Here is a 24,489-nt window from a genome sequence, read left to right as displayed (position 1 = left end):
ATGATGTTGATTCTAGAAGCTGCCGACAGGGTGATGTCGGCAGTGAATAAATTCTTGGTGTTACTGGGCTCACTCGCCCTGATGGCTGCGGCCCTCATTCTGAGTTACAGCGTTATGTCTCGTGGTTTATTTCATACGGCTAACGACTGGCAAGATGAGGCCGCTCTATTTTGCTTGGTGGGCGTAACTTTTCTCTGCAGTTCATATGTGCAAGAGAGACGTGGCCATATAGGAATTTCCGCAATTGAGGGCCTGTTGCCTCACCCAGTTAATAAAGTACGCGGAATTGTTATTGATGTGATTTCCTGCCTATTTTTTGCCTTTTTTTCTACGAAAACTTGGGATTTGCTTCAGGAAGCATGGGTAGATGGTCAAGTAACCAACTCCACTTGGGCTCCTCCTTTGTGGATTCCCTATTCTATGATGTTTGCTGGCATGGCATTACTCACATTTCAACTATTTCTACAAATTTTCATCAGAAAAACGATCACTACTGATGTTGTGAGTGGGGGTCACTAATATGTCTATTCTTACCATTGGTCTTTTATTTGCTTTTGTAACCCTTGTGATTATGTTTTCAGGGATTTCAATTGCTTTTGCTTTAGGTATTGTTGCAATTATTTTTATGTATTTCTTCATGCCTGCTTCATCATTAGATACGGTTGCGCAGAACGTGTATGAGGAAATGTCCAGCATTACTTTGATGTCCATACCATTGTTTATCTTGAAAGGCGCCGCTATTGGCCGTTCACGCGCGGGCAAGGATTTGTATGATGCTCTTCATGTATGGATGGGTAAGATACCTGGCGGCTTAGGAGTTGCGAACGTATTTGCTTGTGCGCTGTTTGCTGCTATGGCCGGATCTAGCCCTGCAACTTGTTCTGCGATTGGTAGCGCAGGAATTCCTGAGATGCGTAAGCGCGGCTACTCTCCAGGTTTTGCAGCAGGCATTATTGCTGCTGGTGGCACCTTGGGAATTTTATTGCCACCTTCAATCACCATGATCTTATATTCTGTGGCAGCAGAGCAATCATTGGGGCGCTTATTCTTGGCGGCCATTGGCCCTGGCGTCATGCTGGTCATATTCTTTTCCGCATACACCGTCTATCGCTTCCGTAAAGAGTACACCAGCGCTTACGAAGCTTATGCTGTCACTAAGGTTTCTACGCCCATATTGGAGCGTCAAACCTACACCATTCAGCAAAAAATGAGCTCATTGCCTAGAGTGCTGCCTTTCTTAGTTTTATTGATTGGTGTAATGGTAGCCTTGTACGGAGGATATGCAACGCCTGCTGAAACAGCGGGCTTGGGCGCAGTCTTTGCATTTTTATTAATTGCAGTGATTTATAAGATGTGGCGTTTCAAGGATTTATATCCCTTGTTAGATGTCACGATCCGCGAATCCGCGATGTTGATGTTCATCATTGGGATGTCCCTCTTATTTGCAAATGTGATGAGTTACTTGCATTTAAGTCAGTCTGCTGCACAGGCAATTGTTGATCTAAATACTTCTAGATGGGTGTTATTGGGGGCCATTCTACTGATGGTGATCGTTCTAGGATTCTTCTTGCCACCCGTCTCAATTATTTTGATGACTTCGCCAATTTTCTTGCCACCTCTGCGTGCCGCTGGCTTTGATTTAATCTGGTTTGGCGTGGTGATGACTATTGTGATGGAAACGGGCTTAATTCATCCACCAGTTGGTCTGAATATTTTCGTTATTAAGAATATTGCCCCTGATATCACCTTGCGTGAAATCATCTACGGCGTGATGCCATTTGTATTCATCATGCTTTTTTCTGTTGTATTGCTTTGCGTATTCCCAGAAATCGCCACTGGATTATCTAATTGGGTAATGGGTGCGCCTCTAGTTTAAGAAATCAAGGAATATTTTCATGAATTTGTATTCAGTATTGGAAAAAGGTTTTCCAAAGGATAAAAAAGCGTGCGCTCTCGAGACGCACGACGGTCTTTATTACTCTTGGGGTGACCTTGAGTCAGCAACCGCCAAGCTTGCCAATTTACTTGCTAGCCTGAAGCTTCCAAAAGGAGCCAGGGTTGCAGTGCAGGTTGAGAAGTCTCCTGAAGCACTTTTTCTTTATCTAGCAACGATTCGTGCGGGCTATGTGTATTTGCCGCTGAATACCGCTTATCAGTCAGCTGAAATCCAGTACTTCCTAGAGAATGCTGAGCCCGCAGTGGTTGTGTGCAGCAGCAAGAATCTCTCTTGGGTTTCTAAGGTGGCTTCCAAGGCTGGCACTAAGCATGTATTTACGCTGGATGAGAATCGTACGGGTACCTTATTAGAGCGTGCAGGAAATCTGAGCGACAAATTCAAGACTATTCCAGCAAAAGATGATGATCTTGCAGCGATTCTGTATACCTCTGGTACAACAGGACGCAGTAAAGGCGCAATGCTTACTCATAAGAATCTTGGCAGCAATGCACAAGTGTTGCAAAAGTTCTGGGGCTGGAAAAAAGGCGATGTATTGCTACATGCTTTACCTATCTTCCACGTTCATGGATTGTTTGTGGCGGCGCATGGCGCATTGATTAATGGCAGCAAGATGATTTGGTTGCCACGTTTAGATACGGCACAGCTGATTAAGCACATGCCACAGTCCACAGTGATGATGGGTGTACCTACATTCTATGTACGTCTATTGGCTGACAAAGGATTTACTAAAAAAGTAGCAAGCAATATGCGCCTATTTGTTTCCGGCTCAGCTCCTTTGCTGACAGAAACATTTAATACCTTCAAAGAAGTGATTGGCCAGCCTATTCTTGAGCGTTATGGCATGAGTGAGACGGTGATGTTGGTTTCCAATCCTTACAAAGGCAAGCGCGTAGGTGGTTCGGTTGGTCTGCCATTGCCTGGCGTTAAGGTGCGTGTAGTTGATGAAGATAATAAGCCATGCAAAGTAAACGAGATCGGCAGTATTCAAGTGAAGGGTCCGAATATATTTGCTGGCTACTGGCGTATGCCTGAGAAGACTGCTGAAGAATTTACCAAAGACGGCTGGTTTAAAACTGGCGACGTCGGTCGTTGGGGTGGCGATGCCAATGGTGGTAAAGCTCCAAATGATTACTTGTGCATTGTTGGCCGCAGCAAGGATTTGATTATTTCTGGTGGCTACAACGTTTACCCGAAAGAAATCGAAAGTTTCATTGATGACATGACTGGTGTTGATGAAAGTGCTGTGATTGGTATTCCGCACCCTGATTTTGGTGAGGCAGTGATGGCAGTAGTAGTGCCTAAGGCCGGAGCAAAACTCAATGCAGAAGCAATGATTGCTACTTTGAAAACACAAATTGCAAACTTTAAGATTCCAAAGCGCGTAGAGATTGTTGCTGATTTACCTCGTAATGCTATGGGTAAGGTGCAAAAGAATATTTTGCGTCAGCAGTACACGGCGTAATTAGAAGCCGAATGCCTTGCGGCTTTCATTAAACATGAAGGCTGCAAGGAAAAAAAGCATGATGCCAAAAACTCGTTTGAGCTGAGCAATATCGAGTTTTCTGGCCATCTTTGCACCCAAGGGTGCAGTAAAGATACTGACCGTCACAATGCACGCAACCGCCGGTAAATAAACAAAGCCCAGAGAGCCTGCCGGAAGATTAGGATTGCCCCAGCTTCCATACATATAGCCAATAGTTGCTGCTGCTGCAATTGGAAAACCCAAGCCAGATGAAGTAGCCATCGCTGTATGCGGTTTGACATTGCACCAAAGCATAAATGGCACAGTAATAAATGCCCCGCCTGCGCCTACTAAGCTTGCAAGAGCTCCAGCAAAGGTGCCAAAAGAAAATAATCCAAGCGTCCCAGGCAAATCTCTACCTGCTTTAGGCTTCTTATTGAGCAGCATTTGGATTGAGGTGTAAACAATAAAGACGGCAAAGAAGAGTGAGAGCCATGAGGTCTTGAGTGCTTCGAATAATTCACTGCCACCAACCAATCCACCAAAAATCATTCCGGGACTTAAATAAGAAACTAATTTCCAATCAATCGAGCCATGTTTGTGATGCGCCCAAATTGCGGAGGTGGTTGTAAACAGTATGGTGGCCATGCCTGTTGCAATGGCCATGTGCACAATCACTTCTTGGCTAAATCCTAGATGATTAAAAACCAAGATCATGAAGGGCACCAGGATCATACCGCCACCAATACCCAGCAGTCCTGCCAGGTAGCCAGAGATGGCACCACACAACATCAACATCAAGATGTCGTTTAGTAACATGAATTCCCCGCCTTAGCCGCTAGGCCGTCATCCTGAACCCTAAGGTTCAAGGTGGAACGGCTACTCTGTTTCGGGTGCATTAAGAGGCTCAGGGAGTAACCAAGTCTAAGTTGGCACTGTGAACTTGCAAAACGCTCGCGCCCACAAGGTAAAGATCGTTCCGGATGCTTGCGCATCGGTTCAAGGAACTATTGGCCTTGGCGAACCAGGCAGGGAAAGGGTTTGCATCAAAGCATCTACCTGGTCTTCAAGTGCACGAATCTCACCCTGTAGGCGAGTAACTTCATCTGTGCTGACATTGGAAGAACTGCTTTGCTGTGATGGATTTTTTTGTAAGGTAATAAGATCGCCAGCAATTTTGAGTGCGGCCATCATGCTCGCTCTTTCAATACTGCGGTTACCACCATTAATAGCCAGTTGAATTTGTTCATCTACCAAGACGCACGCTGCACGGAGTAATGGCTCATGCTCGGCACTAGTTGCCAGAGTAATTTTCTGACCGGCAAGACTTACCTCAATGCGTTGTTGGCTCATTGTCATCCTCAGGGTTATTTGGTGGGATAGCTTCGCCAAGTAGATTGAGTTGGCGACCGTCGCTTTGTTCTGGCAGGCGACTCAAGATGCGTTGAACTCGCTTTTGTGCCTCATCAATCTTACCCTCAAGCTGCACTCGATTTTGATTAATGCTTTGCACAGCTTCAGCAATAACCTGAATTTTTCCAGCCACTCGATTGATGGATGCGCATAGCGCATCCATACCTAAGGCTAGGTCGCCAGTGGAAAGAGGGGGGGTCTCGCTCATACTGGCATTGTAGTCTGAAAAAAGAGCTTATTTCATGGCGTAACGTAGTCCTACAAATACGTTTGAGCCCGGGGTGTTATAGCCATAACTAAGTTGGTAAGTCTTATTTAAGGCATTATTCCAGCGGGCAAAGACGCTAAAGTCTTTCTCTAAATCATAGTTGGCATAGAGGTTAAAGATGGTGTAGCCGCCCATGCCGGTGTTCGCACCCTGAAAGTCATCCCTTCTTCCGGAAAAGGTGGCCCCGATCCCGGCAGTTAATTTGAGATAAAGATATTCACCTGCCACATTGCCGTATTGCTTAGCTTGTTTTATCAGAGTGCTATTAGTGCTCTCGTTTACTGGGTTTTGCTGTGTGAAGGAGCCTTTTAAGCTGAGTGAGGACATTTGTACGGTACCACTCAAAGTGCTACCAGTAATTTTGGCGCTTGCCACGTTGGATGCACAGCCAAAGATGCCCGTTCCCACCGGGCACGTGTCAGAATTGCTAACTTGAATCAAGTTTGAGATGGAGTTACTAAAGACCACGACATGCCCATCAAGACCTGGTTTTTCGTAATGAAGTCCTGCTTCAGTATTTTTACTTTTCTCAGGAAGGATGGCTGTATTTCCGTATCCTGGGTAGTAGAGGTCATTAAATGTTGGCGCTCTAAAGCCAGTTCCATAGTTAATGTTCGCACGCCATTCTTTGGTGAAGAAGTAGCCGTACGCTGCTGCGCCTGTAGTTTGTGGTCCGTAACCTGTGATGCTGTCATTGCGGAGTGAGAAGTTAGCTAAGTGCGCTTCTCTTTTCAGTTGATAAGCAATAGCACCTGAATTGGTGTTACGGGTTTGACTAAAGCCCAAAAAAGGGTAGGGCGCTGTCAAGTTGTTGAAGTCACCGTTGTTGTAGTCCAATTGATTGCTGGAAACTTTTTGGGTTTTTCTTTCCGCTAATACTTGCAAAACATCAGCGCCAATAGCGAAATCATTTTGCCAGGTGTAGATATTTTGTCTTTGATTCAGGGTGCTGTCGTATGCTGGATTATCTGGTGTGCCAGGAGCATGGTTTAGTGCGGTTCCTGTTTGTGCGGATGCTTGCAGGAGGCTGCGCCAGTTTTCCATCACTTGATTTTTAGAGTAGAGGGAATAGGTTCCCAATTGAGAAACTTGATTTTGAGTTTGTTGATATAAAAACTCTTGCGGATCAAACCCGGGCAGTTGGTTATTCAGGCGACTATTTAAAAACTGCAATCCAAACTCTTGTCCCTTACTCCACTCCTGGGATAGTCTGCCAGTAATGCTGTCTTGAGCGTAGCCCGTTCTGCCTGATGCGGTAAGCCCATCCTTATTGTTAGGTGCGATGGTATTAAAGCCCATAGAGAGGGTTTGGCTTGCGGCAAGCGAGTAGCGAATTTTTTGATCGTCTTGAGTAGATCCATTAATACTGGCTTCACTAATACTCGTGCCGTAACTGCCATATCCAAAAGAAGCGCCTACCTTAGCGGGCCCATCACCTTTTTTGGTAAAGATTTGCACAACTCCACCGATGGCATCAGAGCCATAAAGACTACTCTGAGGGCCAAATACGATTTCAATATGATCGATGATCGTCAGTGGGATGACTGACCAGTTGGTGCCGCCATTAATTGCATCATCAATACGAACGCCATCGATCAATACCAGAGTCTGATTATTAGTAGTGCCTCTTAAGAAAACACTGGCATTGGATCCGCCTGTTCCATAACTAGAAATGGTCACACCCTTTTGTCGTTGCAGTAATTCAACCAAGCTCGTCTGTCCGGCTTGCTCGATTTCTTCAGGGCCAATGTAAACGTTATCAGCCAATACATCGCTCGCTTTGGTTGGCGTGCGCGTTGCAGTGACGATGATGGGGTTAAGTGGGCTAGTTACACTTGCTAAAACTATTGGTGCGTTGTTTTGTGCGAAGGCATTAATACTGATGAGGGCACCCAAAAGGAGTGCGGCTTTTTTGTTGTTGAACTGCTGCTTCATGATCCACTTTCTGTCATCGATTGCCTAGCTCACTTCCCCGTAAGCTGGGTCGAACAGAATTTCACTTGCAAGAGTTCAGGCGTCAATTGGGCGCAGTATGAAGAAACTAAGCGCTTTATTGGCGCGCGAAGGTCCCCGTCCGCAAAATTCCACCTGTCTTGGCCGGTATCCGGGCTAGTAAATATCAGAATCTGGCCTTCCCATGCGATTGACGCGCACAGTGGCTTTGTCAGACTCCTGACGTCTTTGACCGCTAGAAAAGACGCATTTACCTACCGTTGCGGGGGCAGCACACGTTTAGTGTTTCCCGTTTAACTTTATTGCACTGCAATAAAGCACCATGACCTCATCATTCTAGCGGATTTGAAGTGCGCCAAGAGGGGATCCAAGGCTTTGAGAGGTAAAGAAGCCTACAATAGAGGGTCTTGGAGCAAGGATTCATGACCGTATTAGATAAGCATCCCGAAAAAAACCTGATTCGTCTGCAGTTGAGTCAAAACTCGGTCTTAAAAAGCTTGGATCCCTCGGCAATGGCTGATTTAGAGCGCCATTTAGAAATTGCAGACCTCAAAAAATCAGAAATCTTGCTGCATCAAGGTGATCACCAGATGGAGCAGTACTTCGTTTTGGATGGCATTCTGAAACGGATTGTTTCGAGCGCGGATGCCAAAGAGATGATTTTGCGTTTTGCTATCGAAAAAGATATTGAAACCAGCTATGCCGCATGGCGCTTAAAAACCGCTGCCCCATACAGTATTGCGTGTGTCACTAAGGCGCGTGTAGCTCGGATGCCCATGAAGAAGTGGGCTGAATTCCTGGAGGAGCACAAACCTCTCAAAGAGAGCTTTGAGTTTGAGGTGATGCGCCTGATGAGTGAAATCATGGCTCACACCATTACCTTGCATATGCTCGATGCTCCAGGCCGGGTAGAGCGTTTCTTGCGTAAATATGAGGATTTATTCGAGCTTCTTCCAAAGAAGGAGTTAGCGGCTTACCTCAATCTCTCTCCTGAGACCCTAAGTCGCCTTAAAACGAAGCATAAAGAGCTCTTTGTTTAAGGGGCAAAACCGCCCGTAATTACAGGATTTAGGGGGAAATTGACCGAAGTCAATGATGAACCTCTTCCCCAAGCCTAATATTCATCTCAGCCTAAGCGGGACACAAAACCCGTTATGCGATTTATAACTACATTGGAGACGTTAGCGAAAGCTAAATTGCATTGGCTCTGGAAGAGCAAACCCGCAATTTCTATATAAATTTCTATGACAACTGATAATCAAAACACACAATTAACCGATGGCTTTCACCTCGTCATTGACGCCCTGAAAGCAAACGACCTCGATACTATTTTCGGCCTCGTTGGTATTCCAATTACTGACTTATGCCGTTTAGCGCAAGCAGAAGGTTTGCGTTTTATCGGCTTCCGTCATGAACAACACGCAGGTAATGCTGCTGCTATTGCTGGTTATATGACGCAAAAGCCGGGTATCTGTATGACTGTTTCTGCTCCTGGTTTCTTGAACGGTTTGACAGCACTTGCTAATGCAACTGTGAACTGCTTCCCAATGATTTTGATCTCTGGTTCAAGCGAACGTGAAATCGTTGACTTGCAACAGGGCGACTACGAAGAGATGGATCAGCTCAACGCAGCGAAGCCATATTGCAAAGCTGCATATCGTATTAATCACATTGAAGATATCGGCATTGGTTTTGCTCGCGCAATCCGTGCTGCTGTTTCTGGTCGTCCAGGTGGCGTTTATTTAGACTTGCCAGCTCAGTTGCTTGCACAAACTATGCCTGCTGATGAAGCAAAGAAATCCATTTTCAAAGTAATTGATCCAGTTCCACGTCAAATCCCAGCAGCTGATGCAGTTGCTCGTGCATTAGATGTGTTGAAGGGCGCTAAGCGTCCATTGATTCTCTTGGGTAAGGGCGCTGCTTATGCTCAAGCCGATAAAGAGATTCGTGACTTAGTTGAAAAATCAGGTATCCCTTACTTGCCGATGTCTATGGCTAAAGGTTTGTTGCCAGACAATCACCCACAATCTGCTTCTGCAGCGCGTTCATTTGTTTTGGCTGAAGCTGACGCAGTGTTGTTGGTTGGTGCGCGTTTGAACTGGTTGCTGGCACACGGTAAAGGTAAAACTTGGGGCAAAGAGCCTAAGAAATTTATTCAAATTGATATTCAAGCAAACGAAGTGGATAGCAACGTACAAATCGCTGCCCCATTGATTGGCGATATCGGTTCATGTGTTGGTGAACTCTTAAAGGGTATCTCTGTAGTTCCTAAGCCAAGCGCTGAGTGGATTGCTGCGATCACTGAGAAGAAGGATAAGAACTTAGCCAAAATGGCAGAGACATTGGCTAAAGAAGCAAGCCCAATGAACTTCCATGGCGCGTTACGTGTGATTCGTGATGTGATTAAGAAGAACCCAGATGTGAACTTGGTAAACGAAGGGGCAAATACGCTCGACTATTGCCGTGCAATCGTTGATATGTACAAGCCGCGTAAGCGTTTTGACTCTGGTACTTGGGGCATTATGGGTATCGGTATGGGTTATGCAATTGGCGCGGCCGTTACTAGCGGCTTGCCAACAGTTGCAGTTGAAGGCGACAGCGCATTTGGCTTTAGCGGCATGGAATTGGAAACAGTTTGCCGTTATAACCTGCCAATCACGACTGTTGTATTCAACAACAACGGCGTATACCGCGGTACTGACGTTAACCCAACTGGTGGTGCTGATGTTGCACCAACTGTGTTCGTGAAAGATGCTCGTTACGACAAAATGATTGAAGCGTTTGGTGGTGTTGGTTACTACGTAACTACCCCAGCAGAATTAGAAGCAGCGTTAACAGAAGCGATTGCTGCCGGTAAACCAGCCCTCATCAATGCTGTTATTGATGAAACTGCAGGTACTGAGAGTGGACGTTTAACGAACTTAAACCCATCCACCGCAGCTGCTAAGAAATAAGATATTAAAAAACGGTAATAAAAAGTTAATATTTTTGAGCTAAATTTGAAGTAAACAAGAAAGACTTAAGGAGAAACACACATGACTAAACCATTAGACGGTATTCGCATTATTGACTTCACACACGTACAAGCAGGCCCTGCATGTACTCAGTTGTTGGCTTGGTACGGCGCTGACGTAATCAAGGTTGAGCGTCCAGGTTCTGGCGACGTAACTCGTAGCCAATTGCGCGATATTCCAGGTGCAGATGCTTTGTACTTCACAATGTTGAACGGTAACAAGCGCTCTTTGACTTTGGATACTAAGACTCAAGAAGGTAAAGAAGTTTTAGAGAAGATGATCAAAACTTCTGACGTCATGGTTGAGAACTTTGGTCCGGGCGCTTTGGATCGTATGGGATTCTCTTGGAAGCGTATCCAAGAATTGAACCCAAAAATGATCATGGCTTCTGTTAAAGGTTTTAGCGATGGCCACTCATACGAAGACTTAAAAGTGTATGAGAACGTAGCTCAGTGTGCTGGTGGCGCTGCTTCTACAACTGGTTTCTGGGATGGTCCTCCTACTGTTTCTGCTGCTGCTTTGGGCGACTCTAATACTGGTATGCACTTGGCGATTGGTATTTTGACTGCATTGATGCAGCGTCAAAAAACTGGCAAAGGTCAAAAAGTATCTTGCTCAATGCAAGACGCTGTATTGAACTTGTGCCGCGTGAAGTTGCGCGATCAACAACGTTTGGACAAGATTGGTTACTTGGAAGAGTACCCACAGTACCCACACGGTTCATTTACTGACGTAGTTCCACGTGGCGGTAACGCTGGTGGTGGCGGTCAGCCAGGCTGGGTGTTGAAATGTAAGGGTTGGGAAACAGATCCAAACGCATACATTTACTTCACAATTCAAGGTCACGCTTGGGAGCCGATTACTCGTGCGATTGGTAAGCCAGAGTGGGCAACTGATCCAGCGTACATGACAGCTGAAGCCCGTCAAGACAAGATTTTTGACATCTTCGCAACCATCGAAGAGTGGCTCAAAGACAAGACTAAGTACGAAGCTGTGGACATTCTCCGCAAGTTCGATATTCCATGTGCTCCAGTTCTCTCTATGAAAGAATTGGCTAACTCACCTGACTTGCGTAAGAGCGGTTCTATCGTTGAAGTGGACCACAAAGTACGTGGTAAGTACTTGACTATTGGTAGCCCAATCAAGTTCTCTGATTTGGAAATCGAAGTTGGTCCATCACCAGTATTGGGTGAGCACACTGACGAAGTATTGGCTGATCTTGGCTATAGCGCTGATGACATCGCTAAGTTACACACAGCCAAAGCAGTTTAATAACAAGTAACACTGGTATTAATTTAAAGGCGCTCCTAGTGAGCGCCTTTTTTATTTCTCAAAAACTCTATAGACTGATCACATGAACACCAATATTGATTTGCACCCGTTAGTAGAATGCATAGGGGATGCGATTGTGGTTGCCGATGCCCATGAAAAGATCGTACTGTGGAATCCAGCAGCTACTCGCATTTTCGGCTATTCAGAGCAAGAGGCTCTTGGGAATACTTTAGATCTCATCGTTCCTGAACGCCAACGTCAAAAACACAATGAGGGATATAGCCATTCTATGAAGACTGGTACAACCCGCTATGGCGCTTCGCTATTAAAAGTTCCAGCCAAACATAAGGATGGTAGAACCCTTTCGATCGCTTTTACTGTAGGCATGCTCTTTGACGCCTCGGGGAAGGCTAACGGAGTGGTTGCCGTCATTCGGGATGAGTCAGAGCGTTTTGCCGAAGAAAGGGCCCTTAAAAAGCGCCTTTCTGATCTTGAAAATCCCCAGACTTAGCCGTACATAGACCCTAACAAGAGTAAATGCAGGTTTAGACGGAATCCATGCCCAAAAAACGGGCACGCCTCAATTTCTCCCATTTCCCACTGGTAAAATTGCTTTAATTCAATATTTCATTCTTATTAGGACTTAAATCATGGCAAAAGCACTAGAAGGGGTCAAAATCCTCGACTTTACGCACGTTCAATCAGGCCCAACCTGCACTCAGTTGCTGGCTTGGTTTGGTGCAGACGTCATCAAAGTAGAAAAATCCGGTGAAGGCGATGCAACACGCGGTCAATTGCGTGACATTCCTGATGCAGATAGTTTGTATTTCACGATGCTGAACCATAACAAGCGCTCCATTACCGTGAATACCAAAACCCAAAAGGGTAAAGAAATCCTAGAGCGTCTCATTAAAGAGTGCGACGTATTAGTTGAGAACTTTGCACCAGGCGCGCTTGATCGCATGGGATTTTCTTGGGAGCGCATTCAGGAACTCAATCCGATGATGATCATGGCTTCCGTAAAAGGCTTTGGCCCTGGTCCATACGAAGATTGCAAGGTGTATGAGAACGTAGCGCAGTGCGCTGGTGGTTCTGCATCAACCACTGGTTTTGATGACGGTCCTCCAATGGTAACCGGTGCACAAATTGGTGATAGCGGAACAGGCTTGCATTTAGCGCTCGGTATTGTTACAGCTCTATACCAACGCACTCACTCTGGGCGTGGTCAGAAAGTATTAGCGGCGATGCAAGATGCCGTATTGAATTTGTGCCGCGTGAAGTTGCGTGATCAACAACGTTTAGAGCGCGTTGGTCTGATGCAAGAATATCCACAGTTCCCGAATGGTGAGTTTGGTGACGCCGTACCCCGCGCCGGCAATGCTTCTGGTGGCGGTCAGCCTGGTTGGATCGTTAAGTGTAAGGGCTGGGAAACAGATCCAAATGCCTATATGTATGTGATCGTACAAGCCCCAGTTTGGGAAGCTGTTTGTAAAGTAATCGGTCGTGAAGATTGGATTACCGATGTGCGTTTTGCATCGCCAATGGCACGCTTGCCGCACTTGATGGAAATCTTCGGTGAGATCGAAAAGTGGACTATGACGATGACGAAGTTTGAAGTCATGGATGTTCTTAATAAATATGACATCCCATGCGGTCCAATTCTGTCCATGAAAGAAATTGCTGAAGAGCCTGCATTACGCGCGACTGGGACAGTGGTTGAGGTGGATCATCCAATTCGTGGCAAGTACCTTACTGTTGGCAACCCAATTAAGTTGTCCGATAGTCCAACTGACGTAGAGCGTTCACCCTTACTTGGAGAGCATACTGATGAGATTCTCAGTGAGCTCGGTTACTCAACCGATGAATTGATCGCATTACGTCACGAGAAGGTGATCTAAGATGCGTGTTGCTTTGATTGGGAGTGCGGATTTTGGTAAGGCGGTGTTAGAAGCCTTTTTAGATCGCGGCGACGAAGTGGTTGCTGTTTTCTGCCCACCCGATAATCCCAAATCAAGCAAACCCGAAGTCTTAAAAGAAGCTGCGTTAGCAAGGGGCTTAACCCCCTTGCAGTTTGCTTCACTGAAGGGTCCAGAGGCTGCCCAAGCCATGATTGACGCCAATGCCGATATCTGTGTAATGGCTTATGTGCTTCAGTTTGTGCCGCAAGAGCTTTGTAAGATTCCAAAGCATGGCACCATCCAATATCACCCATCCTTGCTACCTAAATATCGCGGTCCAAGCGCTATCAATTGGGCAATCGCATTAGGTGAAGAGAAAACAGGTTTAACTATCTTCCGCCCAACCGATGGCTTGGATGAAGGTGAAGTCATTTTGCAAAAAGAAGTAGCCATTGGACCCAATGACACCTTAGGCAAGATCTACTTTGATCATTTATTCCCGATCGGTGTACAAGCCCTCCTAGAGGCTGCTGATCTTGTAGTTGCAGGTAAGCATCAAGAAGTTGTTCAAGATGAATCACAGGCCAACTATGAAGGCTGGTTTGATGTGAATGCTGCACAGATTCATTGGGCGACTCATATTAGTCAAATCTATAACCTGATTCGCGCATGTAATCCAGCGCCAGGTGCTTGGACAAAGTTTGGCGAGCAAAAAGTGCAGATCTTCGATTGCCACAAACACGTAGCTGCTACATTTGGTGCCGTTAAAGGTAAGCCTGGTGAAGTAACCCAAATCACGCTAGATTCTTTCTTCGTAACCTGCCACGGTGGACAGATTGAAGTCCTGAAGGCTAAAGGTGCTGCGGGCAAAGTCACTGGTGCTGAATTGGCTAAAGAGCTGAATCTAGAAGTAGGGCGGTTCTTTATTCTTTAAATCGGTTGGCAAACAACCCAATGACGGCATGAATTGTGATGTTCTGCAATTCCTGTCAAAGAATCATCATTTGCAAACAGCCTTTCTGCCAATACCTTTTGATGAAATACTTTTCATTGTGCCGCTTCTGATCTTGGTGCATTATTGGTCAGATTTACGGAATGTTTTTAAGCTTAATTGACCCGATTTTTACTACAAGGATTTTGTCTATGAAACGCCGATTTTTGCTATTACTGATTTGTGCCCTAAGCCTAGGAATGGTTGCCTGCTCTAAGGGGACGAATTCAAGTGAAATTAAGGTAGCCGTATCGCCTGCGTCACCACCAATGCTATTTGATCAAAATGGTCAGATTGTTGGCGTCGATATGGATATTTTCCAGGGCTATTGCAAATCCCGTGGCTGCACTTTAAAAGTAACTCCTTATGATTGGCAGGGAATGCTTGGTGCTGTTTCAAGCGGTCAAGCCGATGTTGCCTTTTCTGGCATCTCAATCACGGATAAGCGCAAAGAGGCGATGGATTTTTCTCAGCCTTATTACGATAACTCTTGGCATCTCGTAAGTCTTAAAAGTAAGAACATTAAGATTACGGACTTAAATCAACTCAAGAAATATTCGATTGGCTACCCGCGTGGTATGGCCTATGATGACTTAATCAGAAATGAGCTGGAACCTAAGGGTTACTACTCTTTGAGTAAGGTAAAGCTTTATCCCTCATATGCTGAGGTGGTAACTGATCTGCAGAATGGCAATATTGATTTAGCATTTATTGAAGAGCCCGTGTTCTTAAATTACGAAAACAAGCTAAAGCTTCCATTGGAAAGTGCCTATGTATTCAAGGGTTACGATAAGTTGGGATTTGCTTTTGCCAAGGGCTCCAAGTTACGTGATGACTTTGATAAGTACTTAACGGAGTTAGGGCCAGAAAAAATTCAAGCGATCTTAGATAAGTGGATGAAGTAATCCTCTAGTAAAAGTTCGTCATGAGTCTTTTAGGTATTCTGCTAGAACTCTGTAAGGGTGTTGTCTACACCGTTATCGTGACATTGGTTTGTAGTATGACCGGCCTTGTTGTCGGTCTACTCCTTTCTAGCCTACATAGACTCTCTATCAGAAGCGTTTCTTTTCTAATTGATATCTATACCTACATCTTTCGTGGTGTTCCAGTACTCGTTCTCCTATTCATGGTGTACTTTGGTCTTCCTGGGATAGGTATTAAGCCGCCACCCTTAATGGCGATGGCGCTTAGTCTGGGTTTGGTAGGCGGCGCCTACTTAACGGAAGTCTTTCGTGGGGCATTTAATTCTGTCGATCCAGCTGAAATAGTTGCTGCACGGGCAATGGGCATGAGTCGTATCCAGGTGCTTCGATATATTGAAATTCCACAGATGCTCCGTTTCTCCATTCCCGGCATGGTCAATGAATTTACTTCCGTGCTGAAATATTCTCCTTTTGCTTATACCGTAGGTATTCCAGAAATCACTAAGGAAGCCATGACATTAACAGCTAACACCCTAAAGGGAATTGATGTTTATCTGATGGTTGGAGTTCTTTATTTTGTGATTTATCGGATCTTATTATTCGGCGTTCAGTTGATTCAAAAACATTATGAGATTCCAGGCATGAAAGAAGTTGCTGTATGACGGTGATTTCCATTCGAGACCTCACTAAGGAATTTGAGGGTCATTTAGTTCTCTCTGGGATTAACCTAGACTTGCAGCAAGGTGAGGTGAAGGTCCTGATGGGCTCTTCTGGAAGCGGAAAATCAACCCTCTTGAGGTGCTTAAATCGCTTAGTAGAGCCTACCTCCGGATCAATTCAGTTCAAGGGTAATGAGATCTTGGGCCCCAATGGAGATGTGCGGCAATTACGCAAGCAAATTGGCTTTGTGTTTCAGCAATTTGCTTTGTATAGCCATCTCACTGCCTTAGAAAATGTCACATTAGCATTGCGTAAATTAGAGGGTATGGGGCTTAAAGAAGCCAATGAGAAGGCTTTACATGAGTTGTCTCGATTTGAGATGACGTCCCATCAAAGTAAGTACCCATCTCAATTATCCGGTGGACAGAAGCAGCGCGTTGCTATTGCACGAGCTTTAGCGATGGACCCAGCCGTATTGCTGTTGGATGAGCCAACCTCAGCACTCGATCCCATCATGTCTCGCGATGTTGGAGATCTCATAAATCGCCTGCATCGCAATGGAATCACCATGATTTGTGTAACTCATGACTTGGGTTTGGCAAGCGCCATTTCAGATCGGGTGCTATTTTTGGATAGGGGTGTTATTCGTGCAGATGAGCGTATTGATGTTCTTGCGAATAATCATTCCGACCCAGAGCTACGAGCTTTTTTTGGTAAGAGAGAGTAGTCATGGCAGGATCTTGGAGCGGTTTTGAGCGTGACCTTCTTGAGCAGATGCCGCTCATATTGGCTGGACTTTCTAATACCCTCCAATTAGCAGTTGTTATTAGTGTTACGGGATTTTTATTAGGTGTTTTTGTCTTCTATCTGACGCTCAGTAAAAATGTCCTTATCCGCAATGCCATTAATAGCTACATTTCCTTTTTTATCGGCATGCCTTTGATCGTGCTTTTATTCTTAATGTATTACGGACTTCCACAGTGGGGGGTTCGATTGAATCCTTTCACAGTTGCAGTGATCGGATTTACCTTAAATGTGGCTGCTTACAATGCTGCATATCTAAAGACGGCGTTTAATGGCCTGGATAAGACTCAGTTAGAGGCCGCTAGGGCACAAGGCTTTAGGCCGTCACAGGTATTTCGCTTGATTACTCTGCCGCAAGTGTTGCGTACTTCAGTGCCGGCATTAACCAACCAAGTGATAGGCAACCTCAAAGATAGCTCGATTACGTTTTTGATTCAGTACACCGAGTTTTTTGCTCGAATGCAGGAGTTAGCCTCCACTAATTTTCAGTTTTTCAAAGCCTACTTACTCACCGCTTTAGTATATTTACTCTTAGTTTCCATTGTTGTCTTGGTTGCCAGAATGATTGAGCGACGGGTGCTAATACCGATTAACTGAATTCAGCTAAATTTGTTTCACCAGAAATTGGATTTGTATGGAAAGTCATCATAAATTAGAGCGCGGTTTAGGTCAGCGACAAATCGAAATGATCGCTATCGGTGGCTGTATTGGCACCGGCTTATTTATGGGCTCTGGAAAGACCATATCGATTGCTGGCCCCAGCATCATTTTGATTTATGCCATCATTGGCTGCATCTTATATTTTGTGATGCGAGCTATGGGAGAGTTGCTCCTATCGAACCTCAATTACAAATCCTTTGTTGATTTTTCTGAAGACTTACTGGGGCCGTCAGCAGGATTTTTTATGGGCTGGACGTATTGGTTTGCTTGGATCGTTGCTGCGATTGCTGAGATTATTGCGATTACTGGCTATATTGCTTTCTGGTGGCCTAACTTACCCCCTTGGATATCCGCTCTTTCTATTGTGCTTTTATTGCTCGCCTTAAATATTCTTAGTGTTAAAGCATTTGGGGAGCTAGAGTTTTGGTTGGCTATCATCAAAGTCATTGCCATTATTAGTCTGATTGCTCTAGGGATTTACTTATGCATTATCGGTTTTGTTTCTCCGAGTGGGGTTACCGCTCATATCAGTAACCTATGGTCCTACGGAGGACTTTTTCCTAATGGGGTATCGGGCTTACTTGGTGGCTTACAGACCGCCATCTTCGCATTTGCTGGCATGGAAATCATTGGCACCATGATGGCAGAAACAAAGGATCCAGAGCGAATGCTGCCGGATGCGATTCATAAAATTCCCTTCCGCATCATGATTTTCTATATTGGCACTGTCATGGTTTTAATGATGGTGACTCCTTGGGTGGATATCTCTCCTGACGAAAGTCCTTTTGTGGGTATGTTTTCGCTGGTGGGAATGGTAAGTGCCGCATCCTTGATCAACGGAGTGGTGATTAGTTCGGCTACTTCATCGAGCAATAGCGGCATCTACGCCACATCGCGCATGGTATATGGCCTGGCAAAGAATCATCATGCGCCATCCATCTTTGGAAAGTTATCTTCCCATAAGATTCCTACTGGAGGCATCTTTTTTGGAACGGGGCTTGTGCTATCGGCATCCCTCATACTGACAACCACACAGTCCATGATGAGCGCATTTGAATTGGTTGGTAGCGTAACAGCTATTCTCTTTATTTATATTTGGTCGATGATTTTGTTTGCCTATCTTGCGTATCGCAAGCGTTTACCCCAAGTTCATGATGAGTCGAAGTTTAAGACTCCTCTGGGTAAAACGATGATTTATGTCGCATTTGTATTTTTTGCTATTGTCATCTACGCTCTAGGCCTGAATGAGAACACACGCATTGCGCTGTACTTCTTGCCATTATGGTTTGTGCTGCTTGGTTTCTTCTACTGGTTTAAGACTCGTAGAAGCCTGAATCAGAAAGCGTTGATAGCAGCCTTTAAGAAAAAAGTCATCGAGCAAAATGCTGCTGCAAAAATATATAGAGCTCGATAGAGACATATGCAAACAGTGAATGCCTTAGTTGAGACTCTCAAGCTTCTGCGGCACCCTGAGGGTGGCTTTTATCGAGAAATGTATCGATCGCCAACCCTTGTTAGTGCTGATGGCGCGGGACATAAGAGCGCCTATACCAGTATTTATTATCTTCTGGCGGGTGAAGACTTTTCATCATGGCATCGCATTAAATCGGATGAGACTTGGTACTTTCATAGCGGCTGTGATGTCATCATCCACTTTTTTGATGAAAACAAAGAACTTCAAACCATTCAACTGGGGCTAGATTCGAAATGCTTGCAGGCCACTATTCCGGCCAATACTTGGTTTGCTGCCAAACCTATACATCAAGACTCGTTTTGCTTAGTTAGCTGTGCTGTAGCACCCGGATTTGAATTTGCAGATTTTGAAATTGGTCAGCGTGACAGCTTGTTAAGAGGGTTTGGTCACTCTGCACATAACATCAAAGCTATTGAGATCCTTACAAGGGCTTGATCAATATCTCGACCGACCCCAAGACTTAGATTTCGAGGTTATCAATCAAACGCGTTTTACCCAGCTTAGCTGCTGTCAGAATGACGAGGGGCTCATCAGCTTGCAGTTGCTCATTGCTTGCAGGTGCTAAGTCGCTTTGTTGACGAATGGCGATATAGTCCGGTTGCCAACCGCGTTTAGCTAAAGAGGCAACCGCTGCTTTTTCAATCTCAGAGATGGATTGACTGTTGCGATTGTTGAGTTGCAGCACGCGTTCACGAACTTCTTTTAAAGCTTTCATGAGTTCTGGAGCCTCTGCGCGCTCTTCAACTGAGAGGTAGCCATTGCGAGAGGAGAGGGCAAGGCCATCTTCTGCACGAATGGTTTCACCAGGAATAATGTCGACTGGTAGGGCAAACTGCTTAGCCATCTGACGAATGATCATCAGTTGTTGATAATCTTTTTTACCAAATATGGCAACCTTGGGCTGCACGCAAGAAAAGAGCTTTAATACAACAGTACAAACCCCCTTGAAGAAGCCTGGACGGAACTCGCCCTCAAGGATGTCGCCCAACTGCTGCGGTGGATCGACTCGATATTCTTGTGGCTGCGGATAAAGATCGCGCTCGGTAGGCGCAAATAAGATGTACACACCTTCTTTTTCAAGCTTATCAATATCCGCCTGCATAGTACGGGGGTAGCTATCGAAATCTTCGTTAGGACCAAACTGCAGGCGGTTCACAAAGATACTGGCTACTACAGGGTCACCATGTTGTCTTGCTAGGCGCATCAGCGAGAGGTGGCCTTCGTGAAGGTTGCCCATCGTTGGAACAAACGAGGCACGGTTTTGACCTCTTAGATGGTCACGTAACTCTTGAATGTCACTGATGATTTTCATGCAACAGGTGTGTAGGCGAGACGCACATAAATTGGGGCATACGGCTCAGCTTGAGTAATTTCTACCAAAGCTTCACGTGAGAGTTCAAGCATTGCAATAAAGTTGACGATGACCACAGGAACACCTTTACCAGACTTGATAGCGTCTTCAAACAATTCACCAAACTCTACAAATTTAGTGCTTTGTAGGCGGCGCAAAATGCGCGTCATAAAGTCACGAACGGATAATTCTTCACGAGTAATCGTATGATGCTGAGTGAGTTTGGCGCGATGTAAAACGTCACGCCAAGCCATTTGCAAGTCTTCTACATTGACATCTGGCCACGCAATGGCGACGGTGGTATCCACGTAACCGTGTGCTACTTGGAAATCACGCCCTTGCTGTGGAATCTGATCGAGCTCTTGCGCTGCTAACTTCATACGCTCGTACTCTAAGAGGCGACGCACTAATTCTGCGCGCGGATCTTCTACTTCTTCTTCGCTATCTGCCTTCTTCATTGGCAGGAGCATGCGGGACTTAATTTCAATCAACATGGCGGCCATGAGTAGATACTCGGCAGCCAGTTCAAGGTTGTGATGGCGGATTTGATCAACATAGCTCAGGTACTGCTGAGTAACCTGTGCCATCGGAATATCGAGAACATTGAAGTTCTGTTTGCGAATCAAGTACAGCAATAGATCTAATGGACCTTCAAATGCCTCTAGAAAAACCTCTAAAGCATCTGGTGGAATATAAAGATCGGTAGGGAGCTTGAAAAGCGGTTCGCCATAGAGCTTGGCGAAAGCAGCCGACATTCCATCGGTAACTGATGGAGTGCTATCTAGTAAATCCGACATCGGCTGTGCGCTAGGCTCAGTCATTCGAATACACGTAGGCGCGTTGCTTGAGTTTTGCAGCTTTTGCGCGGCGCTGGTCTTCAACGCTTAATGGCTCTTTATCCCAAAGCAGGGCGCGACCAGCTTGCTGTTCGGCTTCGAGGTTTGGATGCTCTGTTTTGAGTTCAGTTAAGAACTGGGTGATTTCAGATTGATATCTTGCCATGGCATTTCCTAAAATACTCAATAAATTCAATAACTTATGAAATTAATCCGAAAAGTTATCTAGGGACTACAACTGCCATTATAGGTGCTTTTTAGGGCTATTTTTACAAGTTTGCAGCCAGCAAAGCCTCAATTTGAGGGGCTTCAGCCCGGGTCATGAGGTGCTTATAGGGCTTGATAGGGTTCTTACTGGAAAGCGGGGTATTAATGTCTGACCAGGAAAGGGGTGGCAAGGAGAAGAATTCTTCAACTCCAGCTGCTACATGAGGAATCACTGGCTTAAGGTACAGACTCATCATCCGGAATGCCTCCAGGGTAATACTGCAAACTCGCTGTAAATCTGCTTCACGTTCTGGATCTTTAGCGATTTCCCACGGCTTGTTCTCATCTACAAAGCCGTTAACTTTGTCAGCCAACTCCATCACGGTACGCAATGCTTTTGCATATTCGCGTCCCTCATAGAGTTCAGCAATTTTTTCGCTAGCACCAGCAATCTCTTTGAGTAGTGGATTACTCATCGCTTCATCAGAAACTACGCCATCAAATCGCTTCACTAAGAAGCCTGCGCTACGACTTGCAATGTTGATGTACTTACCGAGTAAGTCACTATTCACTCGTGCAACAAAGTCTTGAAGATTTAAATCTAAATCTTCCATGCTGTCATTGAGCTTAGTTGCGAAGTAGTAGCGGAACCACTCAGGATTAAAGCCGCACTTAATCACGCTATTGGCGGATATTAAAGTGCCGCGTGACTTACTCATCTTCTCGCCATCAACCGTTAAGAAGCCATGAGCAAATACATTGGTTGGCGTGCGATAACCGGCAAACTTCAAAGTAGCAGGCCAGAATAAGGTGTGGAAATACAGAATATCTTTGCCGATGAAATGGTATTGCTCGGTAGTAGTATCTGGCTTAACCCACTCATCAAAATTAAGGCCTTTAGCTTGGCAGTAATTGAGGAAGCTAGCGTAATAGCCAATCGGGGCATCAAGCCACACATAAAAGTACTTACCTGGTGCATCCGGGATCTCAAACCCGAAATACGGGGCATCGCGGGAGATATCCCAGTCGCCCAGCTTGCTTTCGCCAGGCTGGCCAACCCATTCTTTCATCTTATTACGAGCTTCAGGCTGCAATGGTGTTTTGACTTGTGTCCAGTCTCGTAAAAACTCTTCGCAACGCGGATCAGACAGCTTAAAGAAGTAGTGATCCGAAATCTTTTTAATAGGTGTTGCACCGCTTACTACTGAGAAAGGATTCTTCAGGTCTGTAGGTGAGTACGTTGCACCACACTTTTCGCAGTTATCGCCGTATTGATCTTTGGCGCCGCACTTAGGACATTCACCTTTGATGAAACGATCCGGTAAGAACATTTCTTTAACAGGATCGTAAGCTTGCTCAATCGCACGCTTTTCAATCAAGCCAGCATCACGCAGCTTGAGATAAATACTTTGCGCTAACTTCTCATTCTCGGGACTATCTGTAGTGTAGTAGTTATCAAATGAGATGAGGAAGTTATCAAAATCGCGCTTATGTTCTTTCCAAACATTAGCAATCAGTTCTTTAGGGGTAATGCCCTCTTTTTCAGCGCGCAACATGATGGGGGTGCCATGTGTGTCATCAGCGCCAACATAGTGAACCTCATGACCACGCATTCTTTGAAAGCGCACCCAAATATCAGTCTGAACGTATTCCACCAAATGACCGATATGGATCTGACCATTGGCATACGGCAGGGCGGAGGTAACAAGAAGGCGGCGTTGAGAACTGCTCATGTAATACAGACTTAAATAAGAAGGTAAGGGGGGTTATTTGGGGTACAGCACTCAATTATGCTGGCTAATGCACTGATTTTAGTCTGCGGTTAAAGTAAGACTCCTCGGAGTGTTCCTAAACCCCGATAAAATTGAGTTCAGCCCGACCTTAGAGAGTATTTTATGGCAGCAAAACCAACCATTCAGATGTCTTGTGCCTCCGTGCCCTTGGTGCACGAGGTCGAGGTCTTGGATGAGCTGGGACGCCTTAAAACTACCCATATTCCTGGGGAGCGCCCTTTAACCATATATTTGGATAAGCGTGAAGTGGTGACGCTGATGACTTTGGGGAGTGCCCCAGAAGCATTGGTCTTAGGTTACCTGCGTAATCAGCGCCTTGTGGAGTCTTCTGATGACATTGAAAGTATTCAGGTTGATTGGGAGACCGATTCAGCCGCTGTTAAAACCCGGCGGAGTACGGTAGATATTGATGCCCTGACGAGCAAGCGGGTAGTAACGACAGGTTGCGGTCAGGGAACCATGTTTGGTGGTTTGATTGAGGAGATGGATGCGATTCAGCTTCCCGAAGGTCCGGCGCTATCCCAGGAAGCAATAGTTGCCTTGATTGACTCCATTCGGATTCACGACTCGATTTATAAGAAGTCCGGCTCGGTTCATGCCTGTGCAGTTTTTGAGCGAGACGGCAATGAAGGTGTACGCCTCCTCCACTTCATTGAGGATGTGGGTCGGCATAATGCGGTTGACTCGATTTCTGGTTTGATGTGGTTGGCCAATAAACCTGGCAAGGATTTGATTTTCTTTACTACTGGGCGCCTGACCTCGGAGATGGTGATCAAGGGGGCTCAGATGGGTATTCCTTTCCTCCTGACCCGCTCGGGCGTGACCTTGATGGGTCTGGAGCTGGCGCGTAAAACCAATCTCACCATCCTCTCTCGCTGCTCTGGCAAACACTTTGAGATCTATAACGCCCCGGAGAGGGTCGTTTTTAGCCAAAAACCCCTATAAATTCGTCGGTAGGTGAGGGCGAAGGTTTTACAATTCGGTCATGACTATTAAATCAGACCACTGGATCCGCCGCATGGGCGAGCAAGGCATGATCAGCCCATTTGAGCCTGGACAAGTTCGCCAAGACGCCGCCGGCAACAAAATTGTTAGTTATGGCACTTCAAGTTATGGCTATGACATTCGTTGTGCAGACGAATTCAAAATCTTTACGAATATCAATAGCACCATTGTTGATCCGAAGAATTTCGATGAACAATCCTTCGTCGACTTCAAGGGTGATGTTTGCATCATTCCACCAAATTCTTTTGCATTGGCAAGAACGGTTGAGTACTTCAAGATTCCGCGCAGCGTATTAACCGTTTGCGTTGGTAAGAGTACTTATGCTCGCTGCGGCATTATTGTGAACGTCACTCCATTTGAACCTGAGTGGGAAGGCTATGTCACTTTAGAGTTTTCAAACACCACACCATTGCCTGCCAAAATTTATGCGGGTGAAGGTTGTGCACAAGTACTCTTCTTTGAGAGTGACGAAGTCTGTGGCACATCATATAAAGATCGCGGTGGTAAGTATCAAGGTCAGCGGGGCGTTACCCTGCCTAAGACCTAAG

Annotated in this window: 24 protein-coding genes, 1 other RNA gene, 1 pseudogene and 1 riboswitch; of the genes and pseudogenes, 17 read left to right on the top strand and 9 right to left on the bottom strand. The window is 45.6% G+C overall.

Annotated elements, in window-relative coordinates:
• The 3 genes from C2755_RS07105 to C2755_RS07095 are packed head-to-tail and all read left to right on the top strand — an operon-like array spanning position 1 to position 3,419.
• Positions 1–519 (top strand): TRAP transporter small permease, encoded by a 519-nt coding sequence (locus tag C2755_RS07105; protein ID WP_251368446.1) that lies wholly within the window; start codon positions 1–3, stop codon positions 517–519.
• Position 520: 1 nt separating this feature from the next.
• Entirely contained in the window at positions 521–1,876 is a 1,356-nt protein-coding gene (locus tag C2755_RS07100) for a TRAP transporter large permease (protein WP_215320410.1), read from the top strand.
• A 13-nt stretch (positions 1,877–1,889) separates the two neighbouring features.
• Entirely contained in the window at positions 1,890–3,419 is a 1,530-nt protein-coding gene (locus tag C2755_RS07095) for a malonyl-CoA synthase (protein ID WP_215322332.1), read from the top strand.
• On the opposite strand, the gene C2755_RS07090 is transcribed toward C2755_RS07095, so the two are convergent.
• The 5 genes and pseudogenes from C2755_RS07090 to C2755_RS07070 form a co-directional block, all read right to left on the bottom strand.
• Positions 3,420–4,238: a sulfite exporter TauE/SafE family protein gene (locus C2755_RS07090; RefSeq protein WP_215320408.1), complete on the bottom strand. Its 819-nt coding sequence runs from the start codon at positions 4,236–4,238 to the stop codon at positions 3,420–3,422.
• A non-coding RNA gene (gene ssrS, locus C2755_RS07085) (6S RNA) lies at positions 4,239–4,457 on the bottom strand.
• Between the two features lie 99 nt (positions 4,458–4,556).
• Positions 4,557–4,772: pseudogene (locus C2755_RS10455) on the bottom strand (cell division protein ZapA); the annotation flags it as partial.
• Complete coding sequence (locus tag C2755_RS07075; protein WP_215320406.1) at positions 4,753–5,040, bottom strand: hypothetical protein; 288 nt, start codon at positions 5,038–5,040, stop codon at positions 4,753–4,755. The pseudogene C2755_RS10455 and the gene C2755_RS07075, both read right to left, overlap by 20 nt.
• 27 nt (positions 5,041–5,067) lie before the next feature.
• Positions 5,068–7,035 carry a TonB-dependent receptor domain-containing protein gene (locus tag C2755_RS07070; protein ID WP_215320403.1) on the bottom strand — a complete coding sequence of 656 codons (1,968 nt, stop codon included), beginning with the start codon at positions 7,033–7,035 and terminating at the stop codon, positions 5,068–5,070.
• Positions 7,036–7,177: 142 nt separating this feature from the next.
• A riboswitch (cobalamin riboswitch) is annotated at positions 7,178–7,393 on the bottom strand.
• An 82-nt stretch (positions 7,394–7,475) separates the two neighbouring features.
• Between C2755_RS07070 and C2755_RS07065 the strand changes: the two genes are divergently transcribed.
• The 12 genes from C2755_RS07065 (at position 7,476) to C2755_RS07010 (ending at position 19,184) form a co-directional block, all read left to right on the top strand.
• Positions 7,476–8,093: a Crp/Fnr family transcriptional regulator gene (locus C2755_RS07065; protein WP_072583791.1), complete on the top strand. Its 618-nt coding sequence runs from the start codon at positions 7,476–7,478 to the stop codon at positions 8,091–8,093.
• 204 nt (positions 8,094–8,297) lie between these two features.
• Positions 8,298–10,007, top strand: a complete 1,710-nt coding sequence (gene oxc, locus C2755_RS07060; protein WP_215320401.1) for an oxalyl-CoA decarboxylase — start codon at positions 8,298–8,300, stop codon at positions 10,005–10,007.
• Between the two features lie 81 nt (positions 10,008–10,088).
• Positions 10,089–11,339 (top strand): formyl-CoA transferase, encoded by a 1,251-nt coding sequence (gene frc / locus C2755_RS07055; protein ID WP_215320399.1) that lies wholly within the window; start codon positions 10,089–10,091, stop codon positions 11,337–11,339.
• Positions 11,340–11,421: 82 nt separating this feature from the next.
• Positions 11,422–11,850, top strand: coding sequence for a PAS domain S-box protein (locus C2755_RS07050; RefSeq protein WP_215320397.1), 429 nt, complete (start codon positions 11,422–11,424; stop codon positions 11,848–11,850).
• A 139-nt stretch (positions 11,851–11,989) separates the two neighbouring features.
• Positions 11,990–13,237 (top strand): formyl-CoA transferase, encoded by a 1,248-nt coding sequence (gene frc, locus C2755_RS07045; RefSeq protein WP_215320395.1) that lies wholly within the window; start codon positions 11,990–11,992, stop codon positions 13,235–13,237.
• A gap of 1 nt (position 13,238) precedes the next feature.
• Positions 13,239–14,171 (top strand): methionyl-tRNA formyltransferase, encoded by a 933-nt coding sequence (locus tag C2755_RS07040; protein WP_215320393.1) that lies wholly within the window; start codon positions 13,239–13,241, stop codon positions 14,169–14,171.
• A gap of 209 nt (positions 14,172–14,380) precedes the next feature.
• Complete coding sequence (locus C2755_RS07035) at positions 14,381–15,133, top strand: transporter substrate-binding domain-containing protein (protein ID WP_215320391.1); 753 nt, start codon at positions 14,381–14,383, stop codon at positions 15,131–15,133.
• 20 nt (positions 15,134–15,153) lie between these two features.
• Positions 15,154–15,813, top strand: a complete 660-nt coding sequence (locus tag C2755_RS07030) for an amino acid ABC transporter permease (protein ID WP_215320389.1) — start codon at positions 15,154–15,156, stop codon at positions 15,811–15,813.
• Entirely contained in the window at positions 15,810–16,538 is a 729-nt protein-coding gene (locus tag C2755_RS07025) for an amino acid ABC transporter ATP-binding protein (RefSeq protein ID WP_215320387.1), read from the top strand. The genes C2755_RS07030 and C2755_RS07025 overlap by 4 nt, the downstream gene beginning before the upstream one ends.
• Before the next feature lie 2 nt (positions 16,539–16,540).
• Positions 16,541–17,212, top strand: a complete 672-nt coding sequence (locus C2755_RS07020; RefSeq protein ID WP_215320385.1) for an amino acid ABC transporter permease — start codon at positions 16,541–16,543, stop codon at positions 17,210–17,212.
• A 37-nt stretch (positions 17,213–17,249) separates the two neighbouring features.
• Positions 17,250–18,689 (top strand): amino acid permease, encoded by a 1,440-nt coding sequence (locus C2755_RS07015; RefSeq protein WP_215320383.1) that lies wholly within the window; start codon positions 17,250–17,252, stop codon positions 18,687–18,689.
• Between the two features lie 6 nt (positions 18,690–18,695).
• A complete protein-coding gene (locus C2755_RS07010; protein ID WP_215320381.1) occupies positions 18,696–19,184 on the top strand; it encodes a cupin domain-containing protein in 489 nt (162 codons plus the stop codon).
• 25 nt (positions 19,185–19,209) lie between these two features.
• On the opposite strand, the gene panC is transcribed toward C2755_RS07010, so the two are convergent.
• The 4 genes from panC to metG all read right to left on the bottom strand — a co-directional run bounded on the left by panC (position 19,210) and on the right by metG (position 22,876).
• Entirely contained in the window at positions 19,210–20,061 is an 852-nt protein-coding gene (panC, locus tag C2755_RS07005) for a pantoate--beta-alanine ligase (RefSeq protein WP_215320378.1), read from the bottom strand.
• A complete protein-coding gene (locus C2755_RS07000; protein WP_215320375.1) occupies positions 20,058–20,921 on the bottom strand; it encodes a ScpA family protein in 864 nt (287 codons plus the stop codon). The genes panC and C2755_RS07000 overlap by 4 nt, the downstream gene beginning before the upstream one ends.
• A complete protein-coding gene (locus tag C2755_RS06995) occupies positions 20,914–21,102 on the bottom strand; it encodes a DUF3460 family protein (protein ID WP_215320373.1) in 189 nt (62 codons plus the stop codon). Before C2755_RS06995 ends, C2755_RS07000 begins: the two co-directional genes overlap by 8 nt.
• A 103-nt stretch (positions 21,103–21,205) precedes the next feature.
• Positions 21,206–22,876, bottom strand: a complete 1,671-nt coding sequence (gene metG / locus C2755_RS06990) for a methionine--tRNA ligase (protein WP_215320370.1) — start codon at positions 22,874–22,876, stop codon at positions 21,206–21,208.
• A gap of 162 nt (positions 22,877–23,038) precedes the next feature.
• Between metG and C2755_RS06985 the strand changes: the two genes are divergently transcribed.
• Complete coding sequence (locus tag C2755_RS06985; RefSeq protein WP_215320367.1) at positions 23,039–23,881, top strand: formate dehydrogenase accessory sulfurtransferase FdhD; 843 nt, start codon at positions 23,039–23,041, stop codon at positions 23,879–23,881.
• Between the two features lie 40 nt (positions 23,882–23,921).
• Positions 23,922–24,488, top strand: coding sequence for a dCTP deaminase (gene dcd, locus C2755_RS06980; protein ID WP_071464932.1), 567 nt, complete (start codon positions 23,922–23,924; stop codon positions 24,486–24,488).
• The last annotated feature ends 1 nt before the right edge of the window (position 24,489 follow it).

Origin of the sequence: Polynucleobacter sp. MWH-S4W17, from assembly GCF_018687535.1 — a bacterium.
Taxonomy (GTDB): Bacteria; Pseudomonadota; Gammaproteobacteria; order Burkholderiales; family Burkholderiaceae; genus Polynucleobacter.
The sequence above is the reverse complement of the archived record's forward strand: the minus strand, read 5'-3'. Positions and strand labels throughout refer to the sequence as shown.

Coding starts and splice junctions, on each gene's coding strand:
- C2755_RS07105 (WP_251368446.1), top strand. CDS start 1: ATGATGTTGATTCTAGAAGCTGCCGACAGGGTGATGTCGGCAGTGAAT.
- C2755_RS07100 (WP_215320410.1), top strand. CDS start 521: ATGTCTATTCTTACCATTGGTCTTTTATTTGCTTTTGTAACCCTTGTG.
- C2755_RS07090 (WP_215320408.1), bottom strand. CDS start 4,238: ATGTTACTAAACGACATCTTGATGTTGATGTTGTGTGGTGCCATCTCT.
- C2755_RS07075 (WP_215320406.1), bottom strand. CDS start 5,040: ATGAGCGAGACCCCCCCTCTTTCCACTGGCGACCTAGCCTTAGGTATG.
- C2755_RS07070 (WP_215320403.1), bottom strand. CDS start 7,035: ATGAAGCAGCAGTTCAACAACAAAAAAGCCGCACTCCTTTTGGGTGCC.
- C2755_RS07065 (WP_072583791.1), top strand. CDS start 7,476: ATGACCGTATTAGATAAGCATCCCGAAAAAAACCTGATTCGTCTGCAG.
- oxc (WP_215320401.1), top strand. CDS start 8,298: ATGACAACTGATAATCAAAACACACAATTAACCGATGGCTTTCACCTC.
- frc (WP_215320399.1), top strand. CDS start 10,089: ATGACTAAACCATTAGACGGTATTCGCATTATTGACTTCACACACGTA.
- C2755_RS07050 (WP_215320397.1), top strand. CDS start 11,422: ATGAACACCAATATTGATTTGCACCCGTTAGTAGAATGCATAGGGGAT.
- frc (WP_215320395.1), top strand. CDS start 11,990: ATGGCAAAAGCACTAGAAGGGGTCAAAATCCTCGACTTTACGCACGTT.
- C2755_RS07040 (WP_215320393.1), top strand. CDS start 13,239: ATGCGTGTTGCTTTGATTGGGAGTGCGGATTTTGGTAAGGCGGTGTTA.
- C2755_RS07035 (WP_215320391.1), top strand. CDS start 14,381: ATGAAACGCCGATTTTTGCTATTACTGATTTGTGCCCTAAGCCTAGGA.
- C2755_RS07030 (WP_215320389.1), top strand. CDS start 15,154: ATGAGTCTTTTAGGTATTCTGCTAGAACTCTGTAAGGGTGTTGTCTAC.
- C2755_RS07025 (WP_215320387.1), top strand. CDS start 15,810: ATGACGGTGATTTCCATTCGAGACCTCACTAAGGAATTTGAGGGTCAT.
- C2755_RS07020 (WP_215320385.1), top strand. CDS start 16,541: ATGGCAGGATCTTGGAGCGGTTTTGAGCGTGACCTTCTTGAGCAGATG.
- C2755_RS07015 (WP_215320383.1), top strand. CDS start 17,250: ATGGAAAGTCATCATAAATTAGAGCGCGGTTTAGGTCAGCGACAAATC.
- C2755_RS07010 (WP_215320381.1), top strand. CDS start 18,696: ATGCAAACAGTGAATGCCTTAGTTGAGACTCTCAAGCTTCTGCGGCAC.
- panC (WP_215320378.1), bottom strand. CDS start 20,061: ATGAAAATCATCAGTGACATTCAAGAGTTACGTGACCATCTAAGAGGT.
- C2755_RS07000 (WP_215320375.1), bottom strand. CDS start 20,921: ATGACTGAGCCTAGCGCACAGCCGATGTCGGATTTACTAGATAGCACT.
- C2755_RS06995 (WP_215320373.1), bottom strand. CDS start 21,102: ATGGCAAGATATCAATCTGAAATCACCCAGTTCTTAACTGAACTCAAA.
- metG (WP_215320370.1), bottom strand. CDS start 22,876: ATGAGCAGTTCTCAACGCCGCCTTCTTGTTACCTCCGCCCTGCCGTAT.
- C2755_RS06985 (WP_215320367.1), top strand. CDS start 23,039: ATGGCAGCAAAACCAACCATTCAGATGTCTTGTGCCTCCGTGCCCTTG.
- dcd (WP_071464932.1), top strand. CDS start 23,922: ATGACTATTAAATCAGACCACTGGATCCGCCGCATGGGCGAGCAAGGC.